The organism is Treponema peruense (assembly GCF_016117655.1).
Classification (GTDB): domain Bacteria; phylum Spirochaetota; class Spirochaetia; order Treponematales; family Treponemataceae; genus Treponema_D; species Treponema_D peruense.
This window is the reverse complement of record NZ_CP064936.1, coordinates 442740-462561: the sequence shown is the minus strand read 5'-3', so window position 1 is coordinate 462561 and position 19822 is coordinate 442740. Positions and strand designations below refer to the sequence as shown.

17 protein-coding genes are annotated in these 19822 nt (G+C 37.3%); 4 read left to right on the top strand and 13 right to left on the bottom strand.

Translation table 11 applies throughout. The annotated features are described in order from the left end of the window. Positions 1-1497: an acyl-CoA carboxylase subunit beta gene (locus IWA51_RS02315; RefSeq protein ID WP_198442996.1), complete on the top strand. Its 1497-nt coding sequence runs from the start codon at positions 1-3 to the stop codon at positions 1495-1497. A gap of 83 nt (positions 1498-1580) precedes the next feature. Here IWA51_RS02315 and IWA51_RS02310 read toward each other — a convergent pair whose 3' ends face one another. The 10 genes from IWA51_RS02310 to IWA51_RS02265 form a co-directional block, all read right to left on the bottom strand. Beyond that, the gene (locus IWA51_RS02310; protein WP_198442995.1) at positions 1581-1925 is read right to left on the bottom strand and encodes a hypothetical protein; all 345 of its coding nucleotides are present in this window, start codon (positions 1923-1925) and stop codon (positions 1581-1583) included. A gap of 14 nt (positions 1926-1939) precedes the next feature. Further along, complete coding sequence (locus IWA51_RS02305; RefSeq protein WP_198442994.1) at positions 1940-4264, bottom strand: hypothetical protein; 2325 nt, start codon at positions 4262-4264, stop codon at positions 1940-1942. A 17-nt stretch (positions 4265-4281) separates the two neighbouring features. Next, positions 4282-5190, bottom strand: coding sequence for an omptin family outer membrane protease (locus tag IWA51_RS02300; protein ID WP_198442993.1), 909 nt, complete (start codon positions 5188-5190; stop codon positions 4282-4284). Between the two features lie 104 nt (positions 5191-5294). Continuing rightward, the gene (locus tag IWA51_RS02295; RefSeq protein ID WP_198442992.1) at positions 5295-5780 is read right to left on the bottom strand and encodes a hypothetical protein; all 486 of its coding nucleotides are present in this window, start codon (positions 5778-5780) and stop codon (positions 5295-5297) included. 12 nt (positions 5781-5792) lie between these two features. Then, complete coding sequence (locus IWA51_RS02290) at positions 5793-6998, bottom strand: M12 family metallopeptidase (protein WP_198442991.1); 1206 nt, start codon at positions 6996-6998, stop codon at positions 5793-5795. A gap of 218 nt (positions 6999-7216) precedes the next feature. Continuing rightward, on the bottom strand, positions 7217-8455 hold the full coding sequence (locus tag IWA51_RS02285; protein ID WP_198441892.1) for an IS256 family transposase: 1239 nt from the start codon (positions 8453-8455) through the stop codon (positions 7217-7219). 66 nt (positions 8456-8521) lie between these two features. Continuing rightward, on the bottom strand, positions 8522-8668 hold the full coding sequence (locus IWA51_RS02280; protein ID WP_198442990.1) for a hypothetical protein: 147 nt from the start codon (positions 8666-8668) through the stop codon (positions 8522-8524). A 368-nt stretch (positions 8669-9036) separates the two neighbouring features. Then, positions 9037-10296, bottom strand: coding sequence for a hypothetical protein (locus tag IWA51_RS02275; RefSeq protein WP_198442989.1), 1260 nt, complete (start codon positions 10294-10296; stop codon positions 9037-9039). Next, positions 10293-11663, bottom strand: a complete 1371-nt coding sequence (locus IWA51_RS02270) for a hypothetical protein (RefSeq protein WP_198442988.1) — start codon at positions 11661-11663, stop codon at positions 10293-10295. The genes IWA51_RS02275 and IWA51_RS02270 overlap by 4 nt, the downstream gene beginning before the upstream one ends. A 667-nt stretch (positions 11664-12330) precedes the next feature. Further along, positions 12331-12723 (bottom strand): type II secretion system protein GspG, encoded by a 393-nt coding sequence (locus IWA51_RS02265; protein WP_198442987.1) that lies wholly within the window; start codon positions 12721-12723, stop codon positions 12331-12333. A gap of 201 nt (positions 12724-12924) precedes the next feature. On the opposite strand from IWA51_RS02265, the gene hisC reads away from it, so the two are divergent. Both hisC and IWA51_RS02255 read left to right on the top strand, forming a co-directional pair. After that, positions 12925-14073, top strand: coding sequence for a histidinol-phosphate transaminase (gene hisC / locus IWA51_RS02260; RefSeq protein ID WP_198442986.1), 1149 nt, complete (start codon positions 12925-12927; stop codon positions 14071-14073). Positions 14074-14104: 31 nt separating this feature from the next. Next, entirely contained in the window at positions 14105-14779 is a 675-nt protein-coding gene (locus IWA51_RS02255; RefSeq protein WP_198442985.1) for a metallophosphoesterase, read from the top strand. 38 nt (positions 14780-14817) lie between these two features. On the opposite strand, the gene IWA51_RS02250 is transcribed toward IWA51_RS02255, so the two are convergent. The 3 genes from IWA51_RS02250 to IWA51_RS02240 form a co-directional block, all read right to left on the bottom strand. After that, positions 14818-15849, bottom strand: a complete 1032-nt coding sequence (locus IWA51_RS02250; protein ID WP_230402693.1) for a formylglycine-generating enzyme family protein — start codon at positions 15847-15849, stop codon at positions 14818-14820. Further along, positions 15846-16901, bottom strand: a complete 1056-nt coding sequence (locus IWA51_RS02245) for a magnesium transporter CorA family protein (RefSeq protein WP_198442984.1) — start codon at positions 16899-16901, stop codon at positions 15846-15848. Before IWA51_RS02245 ends, IWA51_RS02250 begins: the two co-directional genes overlap by 4 nt. A 276-nt stretch (positions 16902-17177) precedes the next feature. Next, complete coding sequence (locus IWA51_RS02240; protein WP_198442983.1) at positions 17178-19115, bottom strand: hypothetical protein; 1938 nt, start codon at positions 19113-19115, stop codon at positions 17178-17180. Positions 19116-19337: 222 nt separating this feature from the next. Here IWA51_RS02240 and IWA51_RS02235 point away from each other — a divergent pair, with 222 nt between their 5' ends. Then, positions 19338-19820, top strand: coding sequence for a single-stranded DNA-binding protein (locus tag IWA51_RS02235; RefSeq protein WP_177527839.1), 483 nt, complete (start codon positions 19338-19340; stop codon positions 19818-19820). Positions 19821-19822 lie beyond the last annotated feature (2 nt).

Below are 19822 nucleotides of genomic sequence, written 5' to 3'. Positions count from 1 at the left end.
ATGGCAACAAACAATTATAATCTTGAGAAACAGCACGCAAAGGGAAAGTTCCACGCAATTGAACGCATTAACCAGCTTTGCGACAAAGACAGTTTCTATGAAATCTATTCGGCAGCCCGCCACAACTGCACCAGTTTCGGAATGGAAAAGAAAGACATTCCCTACGACGGTGTAATTACGGGATTCGGAAAAATCAACGGAAAAAAAGTTGCTGTCTATGCACAGGACTTCACTGTTCAGGGTGGAAGCCTTGGTAAAGTTCACGGACAGAAAATAGCAGAACTTATAGACAAGGCAATTCAGGCTCGCTGTCCTGTTATAGGAATCAACGATTCAGGCGGAGCAAGAATTCAGGAAGGCGTTGACTCTCTTTGCGGTTACGGTGATCTTTTTTACCAGAACGTACGTGCGAGCGGTACTGTTCCGCAGATAAGCATTATTGCAGGTCCATGTGCCGGTGGTGCAGTTTATTCACCCGGACTTACAGACTTTATCTTTGCTGTAGACAAAATAAGCCAGATGTTCATTACAGGACCAAAAGTTGTAAAGAGCGTAATGTTCATGGATATTTCTGCAGAAGATCTGGGCGGTTCTTCAATCCATTCACAGAAGAGCGGTGTTGCACACTTTCGCTGCCCGTCTGAAGTTGACTGCTACGAAAAGGTACGCCGCCTTCTGGACTACATTCCGCACTACTACGGTGAAGAAATCGTTGCAGAAAAATTCAAGTACGATGAAAGAAAAAAGTCAAAGAAGATTCCCGAAATTCTTCCGGAACGCAGTGCACAGGCCTATGACATGCACGACGTTATTGACTGCGTAGTTGATGACGACAGCCTGTTTGAAGTAATGCAGGAATTCTCTCCAAACGCAATTACTGCTTTTGCAAAAATAGAAGGAAAGCCGGTTGGAATTATTGCCAACAATCCTGTCGGTTTGGGCGGTATTCTTAACTGCGATGCTTCTGACAAAATTGCAAGATTCGTAAGATACTGCGACTGCTATAATGTTCCTCTCGTTAACTTTGTTGATGTTCCGGGTTTTGTTCCGGGTCCGCAGGAAGAGCAGAAGGGAATTATCAGACACGGAGCAAAGGTAATTTACGCATACAGCGAAGCTACTGTTCCCAAAGTAACCGTAATTACACGCAAGGCTTACGGCGGAGCATATATTGCAATGTGTTCAAAGCACCTGGGCGCTGACTTTGTTTATGCATGGCCCAAAGCAGAAATTGCAGTTATGGGAGCTGAGGGTGCACTTGAGATTCTTTATGCAAAAGAGATGAAAGATCCCGCACAGGCACAGTTTGTAGCACAGAAGTCTCAGGAATACAAAGATACTATCATGACGCCGACTGTAGCAGCACAGCGCGACTACATAAGTGAAATTATAAATCCCGAAGAAACCAGACAGCGTGTTGCACGCAGCCTTGAGTTCCTTGAAGGAAAGAGCCAGAACGTTTCACCGGCCAAAAAGCACGGAAACATTCCGCTTTAATTTCATTTTACACTTTGTAAAATAACACAGCACCTTCCAAAACGGACATTCCGCAGCGGAAGGTGTTGTTTATACGCAACTTTCTACTGCCCTTTGACGATACTTTCTGTACAAATATATTTTCCATCTTCATCTTTAAAATCAACAGTAACAGTGCAGCCGTCTGCGATTTTTTTATTAAAATAAATTTTCCCTGTTCTCCACGAAAATTCGCAATACTTGCGACTATATCCGTTATTCGGAGAAAACGAACAAGAGCCTACATTTGAACACCTTCTTCCATCATCTCCTTGTGTTGTTTCCCATTCGAGGGTTTCATCGCCAATAAAATTCATGGAAACAATTTGAGGGTCTCCTCCGGAATAAAGACAACCTGTAAGAAAAAAAGTTATACCCAAAATAATTGAGAAAATAATTTTTTTTTCCATTTTATGCTCCTCTTTTAATTAATTTTATATTGAAAAAGTGTTGTTTCTGGTATTACTGTTTTATCCATATCAAGTAGTTCCCAATTCCAACCCTTACCAATATTTCCTATATTTATTCCTAAAAATTTTACACCCTTAAGACCTAAATAAGCATTAGCATAAATTGATGAAGTATCATTTAAACCATATGAAATTTGTAAATAAGGATCATAATATCCAAAATTTGCATACCCATTAACACCGAATTTGATACCACAACCTGCATGTACAACAGTAGCAACACTCATACTTAATCCTGCTTTTATATATGGGGCAACACTTACCCCTACTTTTAACTTAGATACTTCAAAATTTAATGTATCCATATTCTGATCAAAATAACAAATTGCATCTGCAGAAGCAGAGGCATTTCCACTCCAATCCACATAAGGGTTAGGTACTTTAATAAACCATTTCTTTTTCCATGTAACACCATAATTTACTCCTACAGAAACGCCTGTCTTGGCTAAACCTGTCATGTATGCAGAATACGAAAGATTGCAATCCATCTCAAGATCCATGGTTATAGGTAAACCAATTCCCATATCAAGATTTATTCCAATAAGAATAGGTCCAATACAAAAATTTGCTATATTAGTTGCTTGGCATAACTCAAATTCATACAAATTCACAGTTTTTTTGATTAAAGGTAATTTTATTTCTCTTCCTGTTTTAATAGTTGCTTCGCTTGTCTCTTCCTTTATACCTTCAAAAGTTTCATCAAATGATTTATTATAATCGCTGTATAATTTTATCCCGACATCTGCATTTACCTTAAAAAATGCTGCTGCACCAAGACTGGATTTTACACTTCCCCATGTAGATGAAAAAGAACCTTTCAAACCAATTGAAATTAATGAATTCTTTAATAAAAGAGATGTTTTCGCATTTACAGTTTTATCATCATTACTTATTTTTTTTACAGGAATTTCAAAATCATTTATCTTAAATAAACTTTTATATTTAGAATAATCTTTTTCTAAAGCCGCTTCTCTAATTTCATATTCTTCAACAGATTTGCACCCAATAAATGATGCTGAAGCATTTCTATCAATTGACACAATTGCATCTGAAGCACAATGTGAGGCATCATCAATAATATCTTCAACTGCATCTGCACTTGTGAAAACTACACTTGAAAGAGGTAGAACTTCTGTTATTACATTTGAAACAGTAACTCTTTGAGGACAACTTACAGGAAAGTTTTTTTCAAGAAAGACTCTGTTTATTTGCACAACTTCTTCTTGAGAAAGTAAACCAAATTGATTAAAAATATCTTCTTTTTCGTCTGACGGAAGAATTGAACCTTGAGTATTATCAATTATTTTCATGAGTTCAGGTTCTTCTAGTATTTTATTTGCTTTGTCTATTCCTGAATATTCTTTATATAAATCGGTTATTTCTTTAGGAAGAACATTCAAAAAATCATCTGGAGTAGAAAAAGCAAAATCTTTATCCGTAAAATAGAAGACTTCGTTATCAAGGGCTAAGTCTTCATCAAGGTCTTCCAAGTCTTCATCATTTACGCTTCTTGCATACCTTGCATATTTGTTGTTAATAACTCTTTGATACTTGTTTTTCAGATTATCAATAACAAAATCGCCTTTATAAATACCTGATATTACGCTACGTTCTGCTGTTTCGGTATTTGTATATTTCTGAACTATAAAACGATTATCATTGTTTATTCCTACAATTCCATTAGGATAGTTTTTCCCTGGGTATTGTTCTTTAAGAACTGAATACATAGTAATATTTAACTCTTCCTGAGAGCTCAAGAAAGACAAAAACATAGATTGTTCATATCCATCTCTTTTTAAATTTGACATACTGTATTTGATATCAGGATGTCCGTCGTCATTCAAATCTGCATTTTCATTTTCATTCAATAACACTTCCTTTTGAAAAAGAATACTTCCGTCAAAATTAAAAAGTTTTGACTCAAATGAAATACTTTTTGTATTAATTTTATCGATAATTATAAGACCATAAACTGCCGAGTCATTACATTCTTTGAATACTGCTTCGGAATCATCTACTTCCCGTCGATCTGCATTGCTTAAACGAATTGCAACGGTAACCCCTTCTTTAAGTTGTCCTAAAGCATTATCAGAAGAATTATAAATCAGAGAACCTCCCATAAACCCCTGACTTATAATTTCTGAATAAGTAGTATTTTCAGAAATATCTGTGATGTTTAATTCATTTTTGTATAAATTACTTTGAAATGAACATGAAGTTGTAAAAACAACTATACATCCCAACAACCCTAAAAAAATTAAGTTACAATTTTTTTTCATAACTTTCTCCTTTATATTTATAAAAATAATTTAAAGCCTGCTTTAAAATTAAAATTACTTTCATTTGTTGCAGAATTATTTGAGTCTTTTGTTTCACGAGTCCCATAATTAATTTGCCCTAATGGATTTATAGATGTCGTTCCAAAAGCTTCTAAATAAAAATAATCTACAGAGAAAAATAAAATACAATTTTTACTAATTTTCCAATCTGCAATTACATTAACTCTGTAACAATATCCTATTGTCATATTATCAAGAAATTGAATTGATCTAAAAAAATGATTATCTATACAATCCACTTTAATGAATGGATAAATATTGAATGAAAAAGCTAAATTGAATTTTTGTAAGTTTGTCTGGACAATCGAATAAAAACCACCGGCAAATTTTTGTTGTTCATATGAGATCGAAGTTCCATTCAAATAGTCTTTATTCTCAGTACCTGTCCAAACTGTATTATCATCTGGATACTGAAGATAACCATCAACTGCTTCCATTTTTAAATTTGAATAAAAACCAGAAATACCTAATCCGGCAACCAACTTATTTATTTTAAATAAATAAACAATATTTAAATCAAATAAATAATCTTTGTCAGTTATCAAATTATGTTCAGAATAAAGGGAAACATAACTACTTCCAGCATTTGAAAAATCTTTATCTGTTATTCTTCCAAGTGCTACAGGAATTGCATTTTTAATTGTAAAATCAAATAAAAAATTCCAAAGATTAATTTTTGTAGTAATTCCAATATAGGGAGTTATTTGGGTCCATTCAAGTTCACTTACTTCAACATTATTTTCGTATACAAGTTCAGATATATTTCCAAACTCAAAACCTGAGAAAGGACAAATTTGAAAAGATATTCCTGATACATAGTGATTTGCATATAAAACAAACACTAATAAAAAAAAGACTTTTTTCACTTCTCTCCATCAAACGCTGTTAGAAACGTTTACAATCTTAAATACAGTATATAGTTCTTCATAAGTTTAATCAACTTAAAAAGAGACATTCAAAACTTACATCATTATTCCGAATAGACAAGATTATAGCGAAGCCCAACAATATTTTCTTCACTTATATCACCAAGCCAGTTAAAATCATAAATTTCATATGGTATTTTATTATATTCATATTTTGTATCATCAAAAATGACTTTACTGGAAATTATCTTCATTCCGCCGGTATTCAGAGAATTCTCATTCAACTGATCATTCCTTCCGGAGTACTCAAACACTCTATCTTCTTCTTCTTTAAAAATTATCAGTTTTATTGGATAAACCCAGTCCATAATCTGCTTTGTTTCTGACGGGTTAATTTCAATTTTTTTGCTTTCCCAAAGGCTTTCTTTTCCATTATCATCGTAATATGCCTCAACTGAAATTTTATTATCTAATTTATTCATCAAATACAATTCAGGTATTTCAATAAAAGTTTTATAATTCTTGTCGTAAACTGTACATGAAACTAATTGAAATATTATCGCTAAAAGAACAGGAATTTTTAATTTCATGAAATTATCTCCTCAATACATACGCTTTACTGCCTGTATATCCAAATCTGTTAATTTAGAACCACCTAATGAATATCGTGAACCGCCAGTAGTTTTCTTTCGAAGTGACCATGTAGAACTATCTTTAGACAAACCTGTAAAATACGAAGAATAATGCATTATAGAATTGTAATCATATGTAGATGTTACTCTGCTGTTTTCCCAACGGGCAAGTTCAACCCAGCCCTCCCAATGGTACCGGTAAAACCATAAATCAATATTGACTACTAAATATAGCTTAATTACATTGTCTCTAGGTATCAGTCCAAAATTTGTGCTTCGTCGGGGATTTAAGAATTGGTCTTCAACTATGTTATTCCAATTTACATCAATATATTTGTCCCTATCATATCGTTGGTGTTCATGATATAAACCTATTGTGTGTCCCAACTCGTGTAAAATTGTTCTATTTGAATAACTTGTAAGGTCTATAAATTTCCAAGGCCCGTACCCTAAAGTAGATTGACCTCCTCTATCATCAAAGGACTTATCCGAAATTACAACATGATAATTTGTTCCTGTAATCCATCCTAGAGCATTGTACCAAGTGTCTTCTATCTCTTCAAAATCTAATTTACCAGTACTATCTTCCCATGTAGCCATGGCTTTTTTTATTGACTGCTTTTTTTCATCAGACAAACCTTCATTGAATCTATATCTTATAGTACCTGCTGGCCAGCGCCAATCTCCAACTTTCCACACTCCTCTTGATTTGTCCTCTGTATTTACACAATCGACAAGTGAAATGAAGTCATTTTTATAAAAATCGATTCCATTTAGATATCCAGAATCAGCATTAGATAAATCTAAAACAGCTCCATCTTCAGTTTCAATCTTAACCTGAATAGAATCAATAGCTGATTTCATTTCATCATATACTTCTTGGAACACAACTTCTGATTCATCAAAAGTGTTTGAAACATTTCGCGCAGAACAAATCCCTAAAAGATTGTATTTATCTTGCACTGTATGTACATTAGTTTCCATTTCTCTGGATCCAGAATCAATTATACCAAGTCGTAATATAGCTTGATCTAAGAAATGATTACTAATATACTCCATCGGTTTCTCTACACCGATACTATCCTCTGAATTCTCTTTTGCATTTTCATTAATTAATTTGGAACATCCAGATAAAACGATAAGAGTAGTCAATATTAGTAATAAAAAGTATTTCATTGTTATTCTCTCCTTATATTAATAATTTATTATAAGTTTATCTGTCTTTTATTCTATTGTCAAGTTTTATTATTCAGTCACCAACCTTTTATAAAAACAAAAATGTATGCCTAAAGAGTCAATAAACATCTTCCCGCGCGGACGTTGCGTTAACAGACAGCGTAATTACAAAAAGAGTTATTGTCAATTGTTGTGGATTGAAAAAAAGTGTCTTTTCATCAGGCAGCCTTCATTTGTTCACCGTCCACAAAAATTATATTTTTGGCGACAAGTTCAAGTTGTTTAAATCCCCTGAGCCGTCGCCAGTTTTTCTCTGCCTGAAGACAAAGCTTGAAAGCCATTGCAACAGAAGCAGCGGAAGAGCCGTTTCCTTTTGTTGACTTGTGGCGCAACCTGACTGTTGCAAATGTCGATTCAATCGGATTCGACGTTCTAATGTGAGCCCAATGTTCCGCCGGATAATCATAAAAGCGGAACAAATCCTCCTTGTCTTTTTCAAGACATTCCGTTGCCTTCGGATATTTTTTTCCGAAAGTTTCTATAAATAAGTCGTAGGCTTTCAAGGCGTTTGCACGTTTGTCTGCCTGCCACATATCCCGAATCATTTTTGTGGCCTGAGTCTGTACACAGTCAGGCAATTTGTCCAGAATGTTCATGGACTTGTGGAACCAGCATCTCTGAATTTTTAGCTGGCCCCAGATTTCATCAACTGCATTTTGAAACCCAAGCGCTCCGTCGCAGACTGCCAATTTTGGTGCTTTTGTCAGTCCGCGGAATTTCAAATCAAGCAAAACTCCACGCCAACTTTCCGTTGACTCGCGAATTCCGGCCTGTACAGCCACAAGTTCTTTTTTGCCTTCAACAGTTACGCCAATTATTACCAGAAGGCAGGTCTTTTCACCGTCAAGCCGGGACTTTACGTAAATTCCGTCTGCCCAAACATAAACGTATTCCTTTCCGGAAAGATCTCGTTTGCGCCATTCGTCATATTCAGCCTGCCATTTTACAGTAAGCTTTGTTATGACTGACGGACTCAGGCCCTTTGCTTCTTTACCAAGAACATCATGGAGCATGGCTGAAAACTTGTTTGAAGAAATTCCTGCAAGGTAGGCAGCGGAAAGTATTGCTTCTACTGTCGGAGTTTTTCTTGCAAACGGAGGAAGGACTTTGCTTACAAAGCGATCCTTTTCTTCAAGTGCACGGTCATCAACTCTGGGAAGCCTGACTGTAACGTAACCGTTTGTAGTAAGAATTGTCCGTTCTTTGTGAAAGCCGTTTCTTACTACAAGTTTGTTTCCGGTTTTGTCTACGATAGAAGAAGTTTTATTAAGAAAACGCTGAACTTCATCCTCGTAAAGACTTTCAATTACTTCACGTGCTCTTGCGCGGATTGCTTTTTCAAGCAAATCAATCGTTGGACTATTGGAATTTTCTTCAATTTCCAGTATTCTTTTCATAAGAGGTCTCCTTCGGTGTTTATTTTTTTTTCCAAAGAAAACTATACCTTAGACAGACCTCTTTTTCTATGCCTTCTCAGGCAATCCACAACTTTTGATTATAACTCCGTAAAGACTTTCAATTACTTCACGTGCTCTTGCGCGGATTGCTTTTTCAAGCAAATCAATCGTTGGACTATTGGAATTTTCTTCAATTTCCAGTATTCTTTTCATAAGAGGTCTCCTTCGGTGTTTATTTTTTTTTCCAAAGAAAACTATACCTTAGACAGACCTCTTTTTCTATGCCTTCTCAGGCAATCCACAACTTTTGATTATAACTCTTACAAAAAGGTCCGCGTGGTAAGACACAATTTATTTAGATAAGTGTCAGCGATAGGTTAAAATGCTCCCAGTCGTCCGCCGAAATCGTAAACCGGCCAATATTGGCCTTGACGTGATTTTTGCGTAGAAACTATTGTATGTCGCTTCGCGACAACTAAAAATCAAATCATTTCGCGCTCCCCCGTCCTCCTTCGCGCATTTTAACTTTCCTTAAAATAAATAAAGGCAGTTGTGCAACAACTGAAGTTTTCAGGACAACTCTATTTGAGTTGTCCTGAAATACATTCAATTTCTTTTCCATTTCCATTTTCATCATACCAGTATGTTTTTCCTGTTTTATGATCCAGCATATAGCAGCCTTTTGGAATTGAATACCTCTTTAAATTTTGGTCCTGCAAATTTACATCCTGAGGAAACCATGTTTTGTCATCTTTAATTTCACAATGAAGCTGATTTGAATTTTTCATTCTCATTCTGTACAGTTCTTTTCCGGTTGCTTTTGAATAAACTCCGGTTTCCAGTCCTGTAAAATTGTTACCGTACAAAACTCTTCCTGTTAAAAATAGCTTTTCTTCATTTTCTGAAACTGTACAAATTGCACGGCTTTCTTCATCCTGATAATTTATTCCTGTATATTCGACTTCAATATTTGAAGATGTCCAGTTTGTTATTTTAAATAAAAAACGTGCTGAATATATATTTTCATTGGTATCTCCAATAAGACCCAATTCAAGATATTCATTATTGCTTGTTTTAAAAGGTGTCAAAGAACAAGAAAAATCATTAAAATTATATTTTAAGTCATTTAATACTTCTTCAGTGAGTATAATATTCAATGGAAAACTATTTACAACATTTTCATTGATTTTTATTATTTTAAAATATTCTTCCTTATTTGTACGATAATTATTAATCCCCCAATCAAAACTTCCTAAAATATAATACCCATCATCAATATAGTTTATAAGTTTTAATGGTGAAATACATAAACCCTTGTATTTAATTTTCTTTTCACTCAAAAAATTTCCATTTAAATCATATTGCCAAATAGAAAAACCGTCGTTAGGTTGACAATAATTCATACCCCATAAACAACCTGAGCAATTTTCCCAACTTTTATTTATACTCATTGAATATATATAATCTTTCTGATTTATATATTTAACTTGCCCGGTTGGCACATTAATTTTCAATAAATTATTATTTACACCGGTTCCTGAAAGCCAGATATCCTTATCAATAACTACCATATCGTTTATTGACAATGCTCTTTCAAAACTTTTTCCATATACCTTCATTTCTTTTAACAATTCATAAGTATACACAAGTTTTTTTGTTTTTGAATTCCATACCTGAATCTGCTGTGGTAAATCCGTCGGTAAAAAAACATAATCATCTGACCATTCCAACGGCTCAAAACTTTTAAATACTTCTGAATCCGGTATGTTATCTACATTTATTATGCAACCTGAAAATGAGAAAATCGCCATAAATAGAAATATGAACTTTTGACTTTTCATCTTGATGCCTCTTTTACTACATTTGACGTTGCCGAATAAACTTTATATTTCCATGTTTTGGACCAGAATAGAAAACCTATTGTAAAAGTTTTGTATCTGTCAAATGAACTGGAATACAAATCATCAGGTGAAACTAAACAACCTGCAAATGTCTCTGCATCAATATCTTCTCCGGCTTTTTTCCATGCTGTATAAGCAACCTTTGAACAATATGGAAAGTCGGATTTCTCATTATGACTGGTATCCATAGAAGACATAAAATCAGGCAAAAATAATTCCCATGCCGGTATACAATATTTTTCTTTCGCATCGTAAAAAATAGTTTTTGCATAATTTACAGCTGCTTTACCTTTTCCTAATGAATAATTTTTGGGTAAAATTGCGGCCATTCTTTTTTGTTTCGTGTACATATAAATTGTATCAAGACATGTATAACCTGGTCTGTCAGGAATTACATCTGAGGGACCATTCTTTGCATCATCAGGCTGTGCTGTATATACACAATGAGCAGAATCTATTCCTCCGTTTTTTAAATAAGCATCTCTGGAAAATATTCCTGCATGCGTCCAATTTCCTGCAATGATAAATGCTTTTTTCTTTCCTGCTGTCAATAAAACTGTTCCGTCATTTAAAGTAGCTCCGAAATTATTTGCCAATGAAGTTAAATAAAAATCTGTTACTAAAGCTGCTCTTGACGCGTTAGATTGATTTTGCTCTAAATCAAGTTCTTTGATTTTTTCATATTCTCTCTTAATCATTGAAACAGAAATATCAGAACCTAATTCATTCAATATTTTTTTTATTATATTCCAGTTTTCATTATATGAGAGATTTTCAATAACATTTGCCAACAGTATGTTTTCCAATGCTTTATAATCTTCAACTTTGGAAAAATATTCTTCTGGTAATAAGTTTATTGAAATTGTTGTATTTCCAAACCAATCTTTTAAATGTTCTGAAAAACTGAAATTCGCTGCTAAAAAATCAAGTTCATTGGTATTCCCGTTTAACACACTTTTTGAAATTTCGTTTTCTATGGGGACTTCCAATCCTGACTCAATTTGAAGAAATACTTCACCCGAATTTTCAATTAATTGTGTTTTTTCTTCTTCTGACAAATCCTGCCACATTAAAGAAAACAAATCTTCATTCGTTAAATGTTTATCATTTTCTATACTTCGAAAATTGTTTTTTTGTATTTCTGGAAGTTTTAGAAAATCTTTAAATTCATTTGTAGAATCTTTTTTGTAATAAACTTTTTCAATAGAATTTTCTGTGATATTAATTTCATTATTTTCAAAATTCTCAAAGTTTTTACAACCAAAAAAACATAGACTAAATAGAATAAAGCTGACTAACTTTTTCATGCAAATCTCCTATAAAACAATTTATTATATTCTATTAGTAATCTTTAGATTTGTCAAATATAAATTAGCTTCGTGAAGAGAACTTAACCTTCTTTTAGAAAACTTTGTGCCAAAGGCAGTGGTCCTTTGAATCACGGAGCGGGACTGCGGTAAGGAACGTATTTCAGGACAACTCTATTTGAATTATCCTGAAATACGTTCCTTAAGTATTATCTTTTTAAAAGCAGCGTCTTCCTACGCGGACGTTGCGTTAACAGACAGCGTAATTACAAAAAGGTCCGCGTGGTAAGACGCAATTTGTTTAGATAAGTGGCAGCATAGGTTAAAATGCTCCCAGTCGTCCGCCGAAATCGTAAACCGGCCAATATTGGCCTTGACGTGATTTTTGCTGGGAAACTATCGTTTGTCGCTTTGCGACGACAAAAAATCAAGTCATTTCCAATTTCTGCGTCCTTCTTCGCGCATTTTAACTTTCCATATAATTGTACGATTGAGCAAGTATCAACTTGCGATTGAGTACAATTAGTGCGCGTGAGCGCACACGTAAATAAGACAGTTGTGCAACAACTGAAGTTTTCATGAACAACGCTATTTGAGTTGTTCATGAAATACGTTCGTTAAGGAGTATCTGTCTCGAGGGGCGTCTTCCCGCGCGGACGTTGCGGTTCTACAATTCCAGACAGCTGCCGTCACCACTGTAACTTAAGACCACAAATTCTTTTTCTGCGCCTTCAGAGACAGTTCTGTAGACAATTCTGTTTCCCCACGGATTATTGCGCGATAAGTTTACCGCGTACGGCCCCTTCCAATTCTGCGGAACCGGATCCAGAACGGGTTTACTGAAAAGAGCTTCGATTCCCTGCTGTGACGTAGGAAACGACCCGCAGTCTGCACTGTACCGTACAAATGCATTTTTGAATTCAACAAGCTGTTGTTCAGCTTTTTTTTCAAGCAACTGCTCATGATACGGAATCCAGATACAGACAAAGATACACGCGGCACAGAAGAGCAACGCCATAAGTGTGCGTTCGACGGCTGTGCATTTCTTTTCTGACTGCACATAAAAACAAGTTCTTCCTCTAAACTTCGGGACATAATTCATTTTCTCCACTTTCCTTTTTTTTGATTTTCTAAAATATATATATGCCGCGTTTTTCAGATTAAGCAAAAAAAAGTAAATTTTCTTGAAAAAAAATGCTTAATTCAATAGAATTGAATCAAAAAGTTAGCAATGCATGCTTTCTAATTTTGAGAGGTAATAATGTTTGCAAAAAGACTCGAAAATCTGCATCCTTATGTTCCTGGTGAACAACCCAAGGACAGGGACTATATAAAACTCAACGCAAATGAAAATCCATTCCCGCCGCATGAAAGTGTCGCCGCTGCAATAAAAACTGCAGTCACAGAAAAAATAGAAAAGCTGGGACTTTATCCCGACCCCGATTCCACCGAACTCAGAAAAGCAATTGCAGACATGCTTAACGAAACAGGCGGCGTTCTTAATACAGCAAAAGTTTCGGGAAACAAATGCAGCCCTTCCGAAGAAAATAAAATTCCATTCAGCGTAACGCCTGACATGATTTTCTGCGGTAACGGTAGCGATGAAGTTTTGAGTTTTGTTTTCTACACATTCTTTGACTCGGACCGCCCGCTTGTTCTGCCTGAATTCACATACAGTTTTTATCCCGTTTACTGCGGTTACTACAATATTCCGATGAATCCCATAAAACTCCGCAAAGACTGGACACTGGACACAGAAAAAATGCTTTCTGAAGCAAACAAAACAGACAGCTGTACAATTTTTGCAAATCCCAACGCCCCGACCGGAATAGAAATAAAACGCGAAGATGTTGCCGCAATGATACGACGTGCTCCCAAAGACAGAATTTTTATTGTAGACGAAGCATACGCAGACTTTGGAAAAGAAAGTTGCATTCCGCTTTTGAAAGAATTCGACAATCTTGTAATTGTGCGCACGTTCAGCAAAAGCCTTTCGTTTGCCGGAATGAGACTCGGTTATGTTGTCTCAAGTCCCGCTCTTATAAAATCAATTTTTACAGTAAAGAATTCGTTCAACCATTTTCCTGTAGATTTTCTTGCACAGACAGCCGGAACAGCCTCCTGCAAGGCAGCAGCATATTATGCAAAAAACGCAGCGGCCATCGTTCAGGAACGCGACAAATTTTCGGCATTTCTAAGAAAAAACGGATGGTTTGTAATTGACAGCCGCACAAATTTCGTGTTTGCAAAAAAAGACGGCCACTCCGGTGAAGAAATTTATGAAACTGTAAAAAAAGCGGGAATTCTGATACGCCATTTTGCCACAAAGGGAATTGAAGACTTTGTAAGAATTACAATCGGCACACCCGAACAGATGAAAAAACTTTCAGAAGTTCTGGGAACGCTTTAAAATTTAACACAAAAATTAATTGGAGAAAAAAATGAAATTTTTAGTAATATCTGACTTACACGGAAACCTCGAAGTTCTTGACAAAATGGACGATTTGTTCAAAAAAGCAGACGCAGTTTTATTTGCCGGTGACTTTGCAAAATTTGAACACGAAGAAACAGGACTTCCTGCACTCGAAAAATTGTGTGCAAAGCATGAACAGATTTTTTCTGTACTTGGAAACTGCGACAATCCGGACTTTATTTCTGAAACAGAAAAACGCGATGTTTCGGTTCAGGGCGGTCTTGTAATGAGCGCAGGACTTGCATTTGCAGGAAGCGGCGGCGGAAGCAAATTTACGGGAACTACACCGAATGAAAGAAGCGACGAAGATCTTGTTTCTGACTTTTCAATAATTACAAACCAGGGCGATCAGGAATGGAACAATCTCATTGCAATAATGCACAATCCGCCGAAAGATACAAAGTGTGACACTATTCCCGGCGGAATTCATGTAGGAAGCCAGCTGCTCAGGGAATTTATAGAAAAGTACAAACCGCTTGCTGTCATTACCGGCCACATTCATGAAAGCGCAGGAATTGATATAATCGGCAGCACTACGGTAATTAATCCCGGCGCCCTTACTGAAGGAAAATATGCATGGCTCGAAGCAGAAAAATCAGGCGACAACTGGTGTGTAAAGTCTGCCACCCTTGAGTCACTGTAATTTGAGGCAGCCTCCAAAACTATAGAGGGGTTGACCTGCTATTTTGAAGTGCAGAATCTGAACCCAAAGTAACTGTAACATTCGTTGGGGTCAAAAGAATATCTGTCGCCGGCGGCAATAAACAAAGTATACATGTTCCAGCTGCCGCCGCGCATTACACGTTCTGCACCGTATTCGGGACCGTTGTAACGCTTTTTCTCGGGACATTCACTGTAATCTTCCTGCCAGTCCCAGCACCATTCAAGAACATTTCCGCTCATGTCAAAAATGCCTGCTCCGTTTGGGTTGCCACTTGCCGGTGAAGGAGGCGCGCTTGCCTTGAAAGGAGTACCAGCTGTTCCTACACGGCGTGTTTCAGAAGCGTTTTCGTAGTACCAGGCAACTTCACCTGCAGGAATTGAAGCATCGTCTTTACCGGAATAATCAACCTGTCCGCTGGCAAGGCTTCCGCTCTGTAAACCTGACACTGTCTTTCTTGCAGCGTATTCCCATTCAGCCTCTGAAGGAAGTCTGTAACCGTCTGCCTCCCAGTCACAAACTGCAAGATCACACGCCGCACTGTCCGCGGAATCTTTAAGAACAGAACCTTCATAAGTATAGCACGGTGAAAGTCCGCTTTTTTCGCTGAAGGCATTGCACCAGACAATAACATCGTACCAGCTAACCATCGTGACAGGTTCATAACATCCTGCCTGTGAAGGGGCTTTTCCGCGGGCTCCGTCTGAACCTTCCTGACCGGGATTTGCAAAGTTGTAGCCGTTCTGCTGGGCCCATATTCTTACTTCATACCAGAGACGGTAAGTTGTTTCATAACGATTAAGTCTGAACGGAAAGACATATCTTTTTGCCGTATATGTTTGCGACCCCGAACCGATCTCGTAAGAAACAAAGCCGTTTTTCTGTTCTGAAGCATCTGTTCCGAAAGTTCCAAAGTCTACAAAATCAACTTCGTTAAAGAAATCCTGTACCACAGAAGGAATGCCAACCGTATTTTTCTGGCCAAACGCCACGGCAACAAAAACTGCATTTACTGCAACCATCGCAAGGCCTGCAAATATACTTTTTTTCATTTCATACGCTCCGCTAATTTTTCCTGGCGTTTAAGGTATCTTCTCTGTTTACGTTCTGCACGCCTTATTTTGAAGGATGTGTGCTTTCTTGTTTCTGCAGAAGGAGTAAGATTGCGTTTCATAAAGAAAACATATCCCATAGCTGCCGTAAGAACACACATTCCGGCTATGGCAACAGCACCAACCCATTTTGACTCTGCCCACGGAAGTGGAACATTTATTCCAAAATAGCTGGTAACAAAAGTAGGCAGCATAAGCACAAGGTTCCAGGCCGTCATTGTTTTCATAACTATATTCAGGTTGTTTGACAAAACCGACGCAAAGGCATCGTTCATTCCTGTCATAATGTTTGTGTAAGTGTCGGCCATTTCAAGAGCCTGGCGGTTATCTATTTCGACGTCATCAATCCAGTCCTGGTCTTCTTCATCAAGTTTGATAATCTTTGTCTTGCGAAGTTTTTCAAGCAGCATCTGGTTGCTTTTAAGGGACGTTGTAAAGAAAACCAGCGACTTCTGTATGTTCAAAAGCTGAATAAGCTCATGATTCTGTACCGAACGCAGCATTTCATTCTGAATCGTAGTTGACCGGCGGTTAAGTTCCTTGAGGTACCTGAGGAATGTAATATCTGCGCGCGCCATAAACCTGATTGTAAAAGCCGGAAAATCGTTAAGTGAAAGTTCGCGAATGCGGTTTGCGGCAAAATCCTTCAAAACCTCGCAGTCTGTCCAACAGATTGTAATGAAAAACTTGTCAAAGGTAATAATTCCCAGCGGTGCCGTAAAATAGCTGACATCATCGGCAGGAGAAAAAACCGGCAGTCTAATAATCGTAAGCGTGTAGCCCGTTTCGTCATTGTGTTCAATTCGGGAAAGTTCGTCGGGGTCAAGAATATCAAGAATGTTTTCGGGGTCTATTTTGTAAAGTTCTTCAAGAGTGCGTATGTCATCCCTTGTAACCGAACGTGCATCTACCCAGGTGTTTTTTGAAGTGTCGAGTTCGTTGTCATCCTTACGGACAAGTTTTCCTTCTTCCTGCTGCCAAAATGTGATCATAATTTTTCCTTAATCAAAAAACTGAAGGGATTCCAGTAAATCAGGAAACCCAAAAAATTATGCCTGGGGAACAGTGCCGAAAAAACTAAACTACTGTACCGGAGGCCCGCACTGCGTAAGAAACATACGCGCGTTGATGATAAGCGGAACTACTACTTCCACCGTCCATATGCGCCTCCAGTAAAAAGATAGTCATGCTTGACAAGCGACAGGATTATTTTAGCAAAAAATCAAGTTTTTTACAATCAAAAGAAAATTTTTAACGGCAATTAAACATTACGGAATATTCTTTACGAGTTTGACAAGATAAAGTTCTGTGTAACGCTTTAAAGCCGGGTGATTCTTTATCTTGATCATTGACGGTGAATCTACAAGTGACTGTGCAAGACTCGAAACACGCTCTGCAGAAAAAGATTCCGTCTTGAGTGAGCGCAGAACCTTCCTTAAATAATCGCGTATGAGTGAATTTATATCTTCTGTAAGATTATCGTAATTCTGCTTGCCAAGCCTGTCATTCCACTCGTGAAGGTAACCTTTGAGTTCGCGGTCCAAAGTGCTTGACTCAGGAACAAGTTTTTTTTCTATCTCGGCAGCTGACTTTCTGAGTTCCTGTTTTCTTGAAAGTTTGGGGTCAATTGAGTCTGCTTCATTGCGCTTTCTAAGTTTTTCTGCCTCGGCGGCTTTTTGTTCAGCCCTAAGTTTTTCTGTTGCTGTAGTAGAAGAAGACTGGCGCTGCGAAGAATTCTTTGGCTTTCTGAAAATAAGTCCCAGAATCCACGAAAGGACAGGAATGAAATACCAGAACGGCAGTTTTATTTTTGCATCAGAAAGAATTTCCTGACGGCTTATCATAAGAAGTTCGCTGTAAGGAAGAATATTGCCGTTTCTGAAAAGTGAAATGCGCCCCGGAGTTTTGTCTTCGTAAGCAACAACCGGCAGAAACGTTGAATTCAATATAGCATAAAGTATGGGATCTGCCGAACGTACTTCGCGTTCAAGACAGCGCTCAAAGGCAGAAGCTTCCTTCATCTCGGGAAGTGTTTCGTAATCGAGCAGATACTTGTACCAGAGCTTTACGAGGCTTTCGCGTACAACAAGCCGTGCATCATTTGCAAGCCTGATTATGAGAGGCATTACCTTTTCTTTTTTTATATAGAAACCTTCATCATCATTTACCTTGAAGACAAGAAGTTCAGGCATCTGGTTTCCTACAGTTTCCTGCGTAAGTGCGTAAAGATGTTCCTTGAGTTCCTTTTCGCTGTACTGGCCCAAAAGCGGAACACCGTTCTGGTCTTTCATCTTAAGGACATCGGCCAGGCTGTAATAATACGGCGGGTTAAGCATAAGATTGTCGAGTGTTTTAAAAGCCGTCTCTTTCTGTATGCGTTCCGACGTTTTTGTCTTGTAATATGAAGTTGCAACTTCAATTACGGCAACAGACTGAAGAATTGTAATATCTTCGGGAGTAAAATCCTTTACCTTTGTATAATCCTGCTTAAGGAAATAACAGAGCTGGCTCCAGTAATAGAAAGTGTCGCCGGTATTTTTAAGAACATCCAGAGCCGCAAGCGGATTTGACACAAACTGGGCAAAAAAGTTTTTGATTGAAAGTTCCTTACCCGGATTTGAAATTGAAAGTTTTTTAAGAAAATAATCGTGAGTTTCTTCTTTATGAAGCAGATCCTGGATTTTTCTGAGAGCACAGTTTACAAGTTCTGCCATGCATGTAAGAGACGGGAACAAAAGCGACGGAATATTTTTTGAAAAAACAATTGCATACAGCGTTTTGTCGTTAAGTTCTTCTTTGTCCAGAAGCCTGTAAATTATATCTGCGGCAGGCTGTCTTGTTACAATATCCAGCGGAACACTCTTCGGGATATCAGTAATGCTCGGGAAAGGAATTGAAATGTTCGTTTCTATCTGCTTATAGGTTTCTGCAAATTTTTCTACAAAAACCGAAATTACAAAAATATAGTCTTTGTTTGAAACAGGTGCAACAACAACGCTTCGTGAAGAAACAAGCTGTGATATTTCGGCATCGAGTGCGTCCGTATAGCTTGCACCGCAAAAAGAAACCAGCTCTGAATTTTCGTCAAGATGGTGCTGTGCATAGCGGTGAAGATAGTCGCCGAATTCCCTGTATTCTATAATAGGGCTTTTCTGCTTTGATGCATAAAATTTAAGAAGTGTAAGAATATTCGCAGTTGTTGCCATACTTCCATTATATTCAAGGAAGAAATAAAAGTCTAGACAAATGTCGGGGTAAAAAACACGGTAATTTTCAAAGGAGTTTTTCATCCGGAACAGTGGTTTTCAGGAATTTCAACTTTTTTTAAAATTTTTGCATTTTTTTTGTCTGAATGAAAAATCAGCGCATATATAAATAGCAGAAGGGTTTTTAAATTTAACCTGAACAAAACTATGCGGAGGAAATTAATGAACGCACTCAACCAAATTATCATCGAAGGCAATGTAGTGAGACAGCCCGAAAAAAAGGAATTCCAAAACGGAATAAAAGTCTGCACCGTCCCAATTGCGGTTAACCGTTACTACAAAACGCAGAACGGTCAGAGCGCAGAAGAAGTTTCATTCTTTGACATTTCAACGTTCGGTCAGCTGGCAGATGCCTGCGAGAAATGGTGCCCCAAAGGAAGGGGAATCCGCGTCGTAGGAAGACTAAAGCAGGACTCCTGGAAAAACGAAGAAGGAAAGACGCGCAGTAAGATTTCGATTATTGCCGAGCATGTAGAATTCAAACCGTTCTTTAAGAAAAATGACAGCGGTTCAGAAGAGAGTGCAGGTGGCCCCGGAAGTGCAGACAGAGAAAAGGCATCTCCTTCAAAAAAACAGAAACTGGCCATGCTTGCCGAAGCCGCAGAAGCTGCCCAGCATGAAAGCGAGGATGAAATAGAATTCTAAAC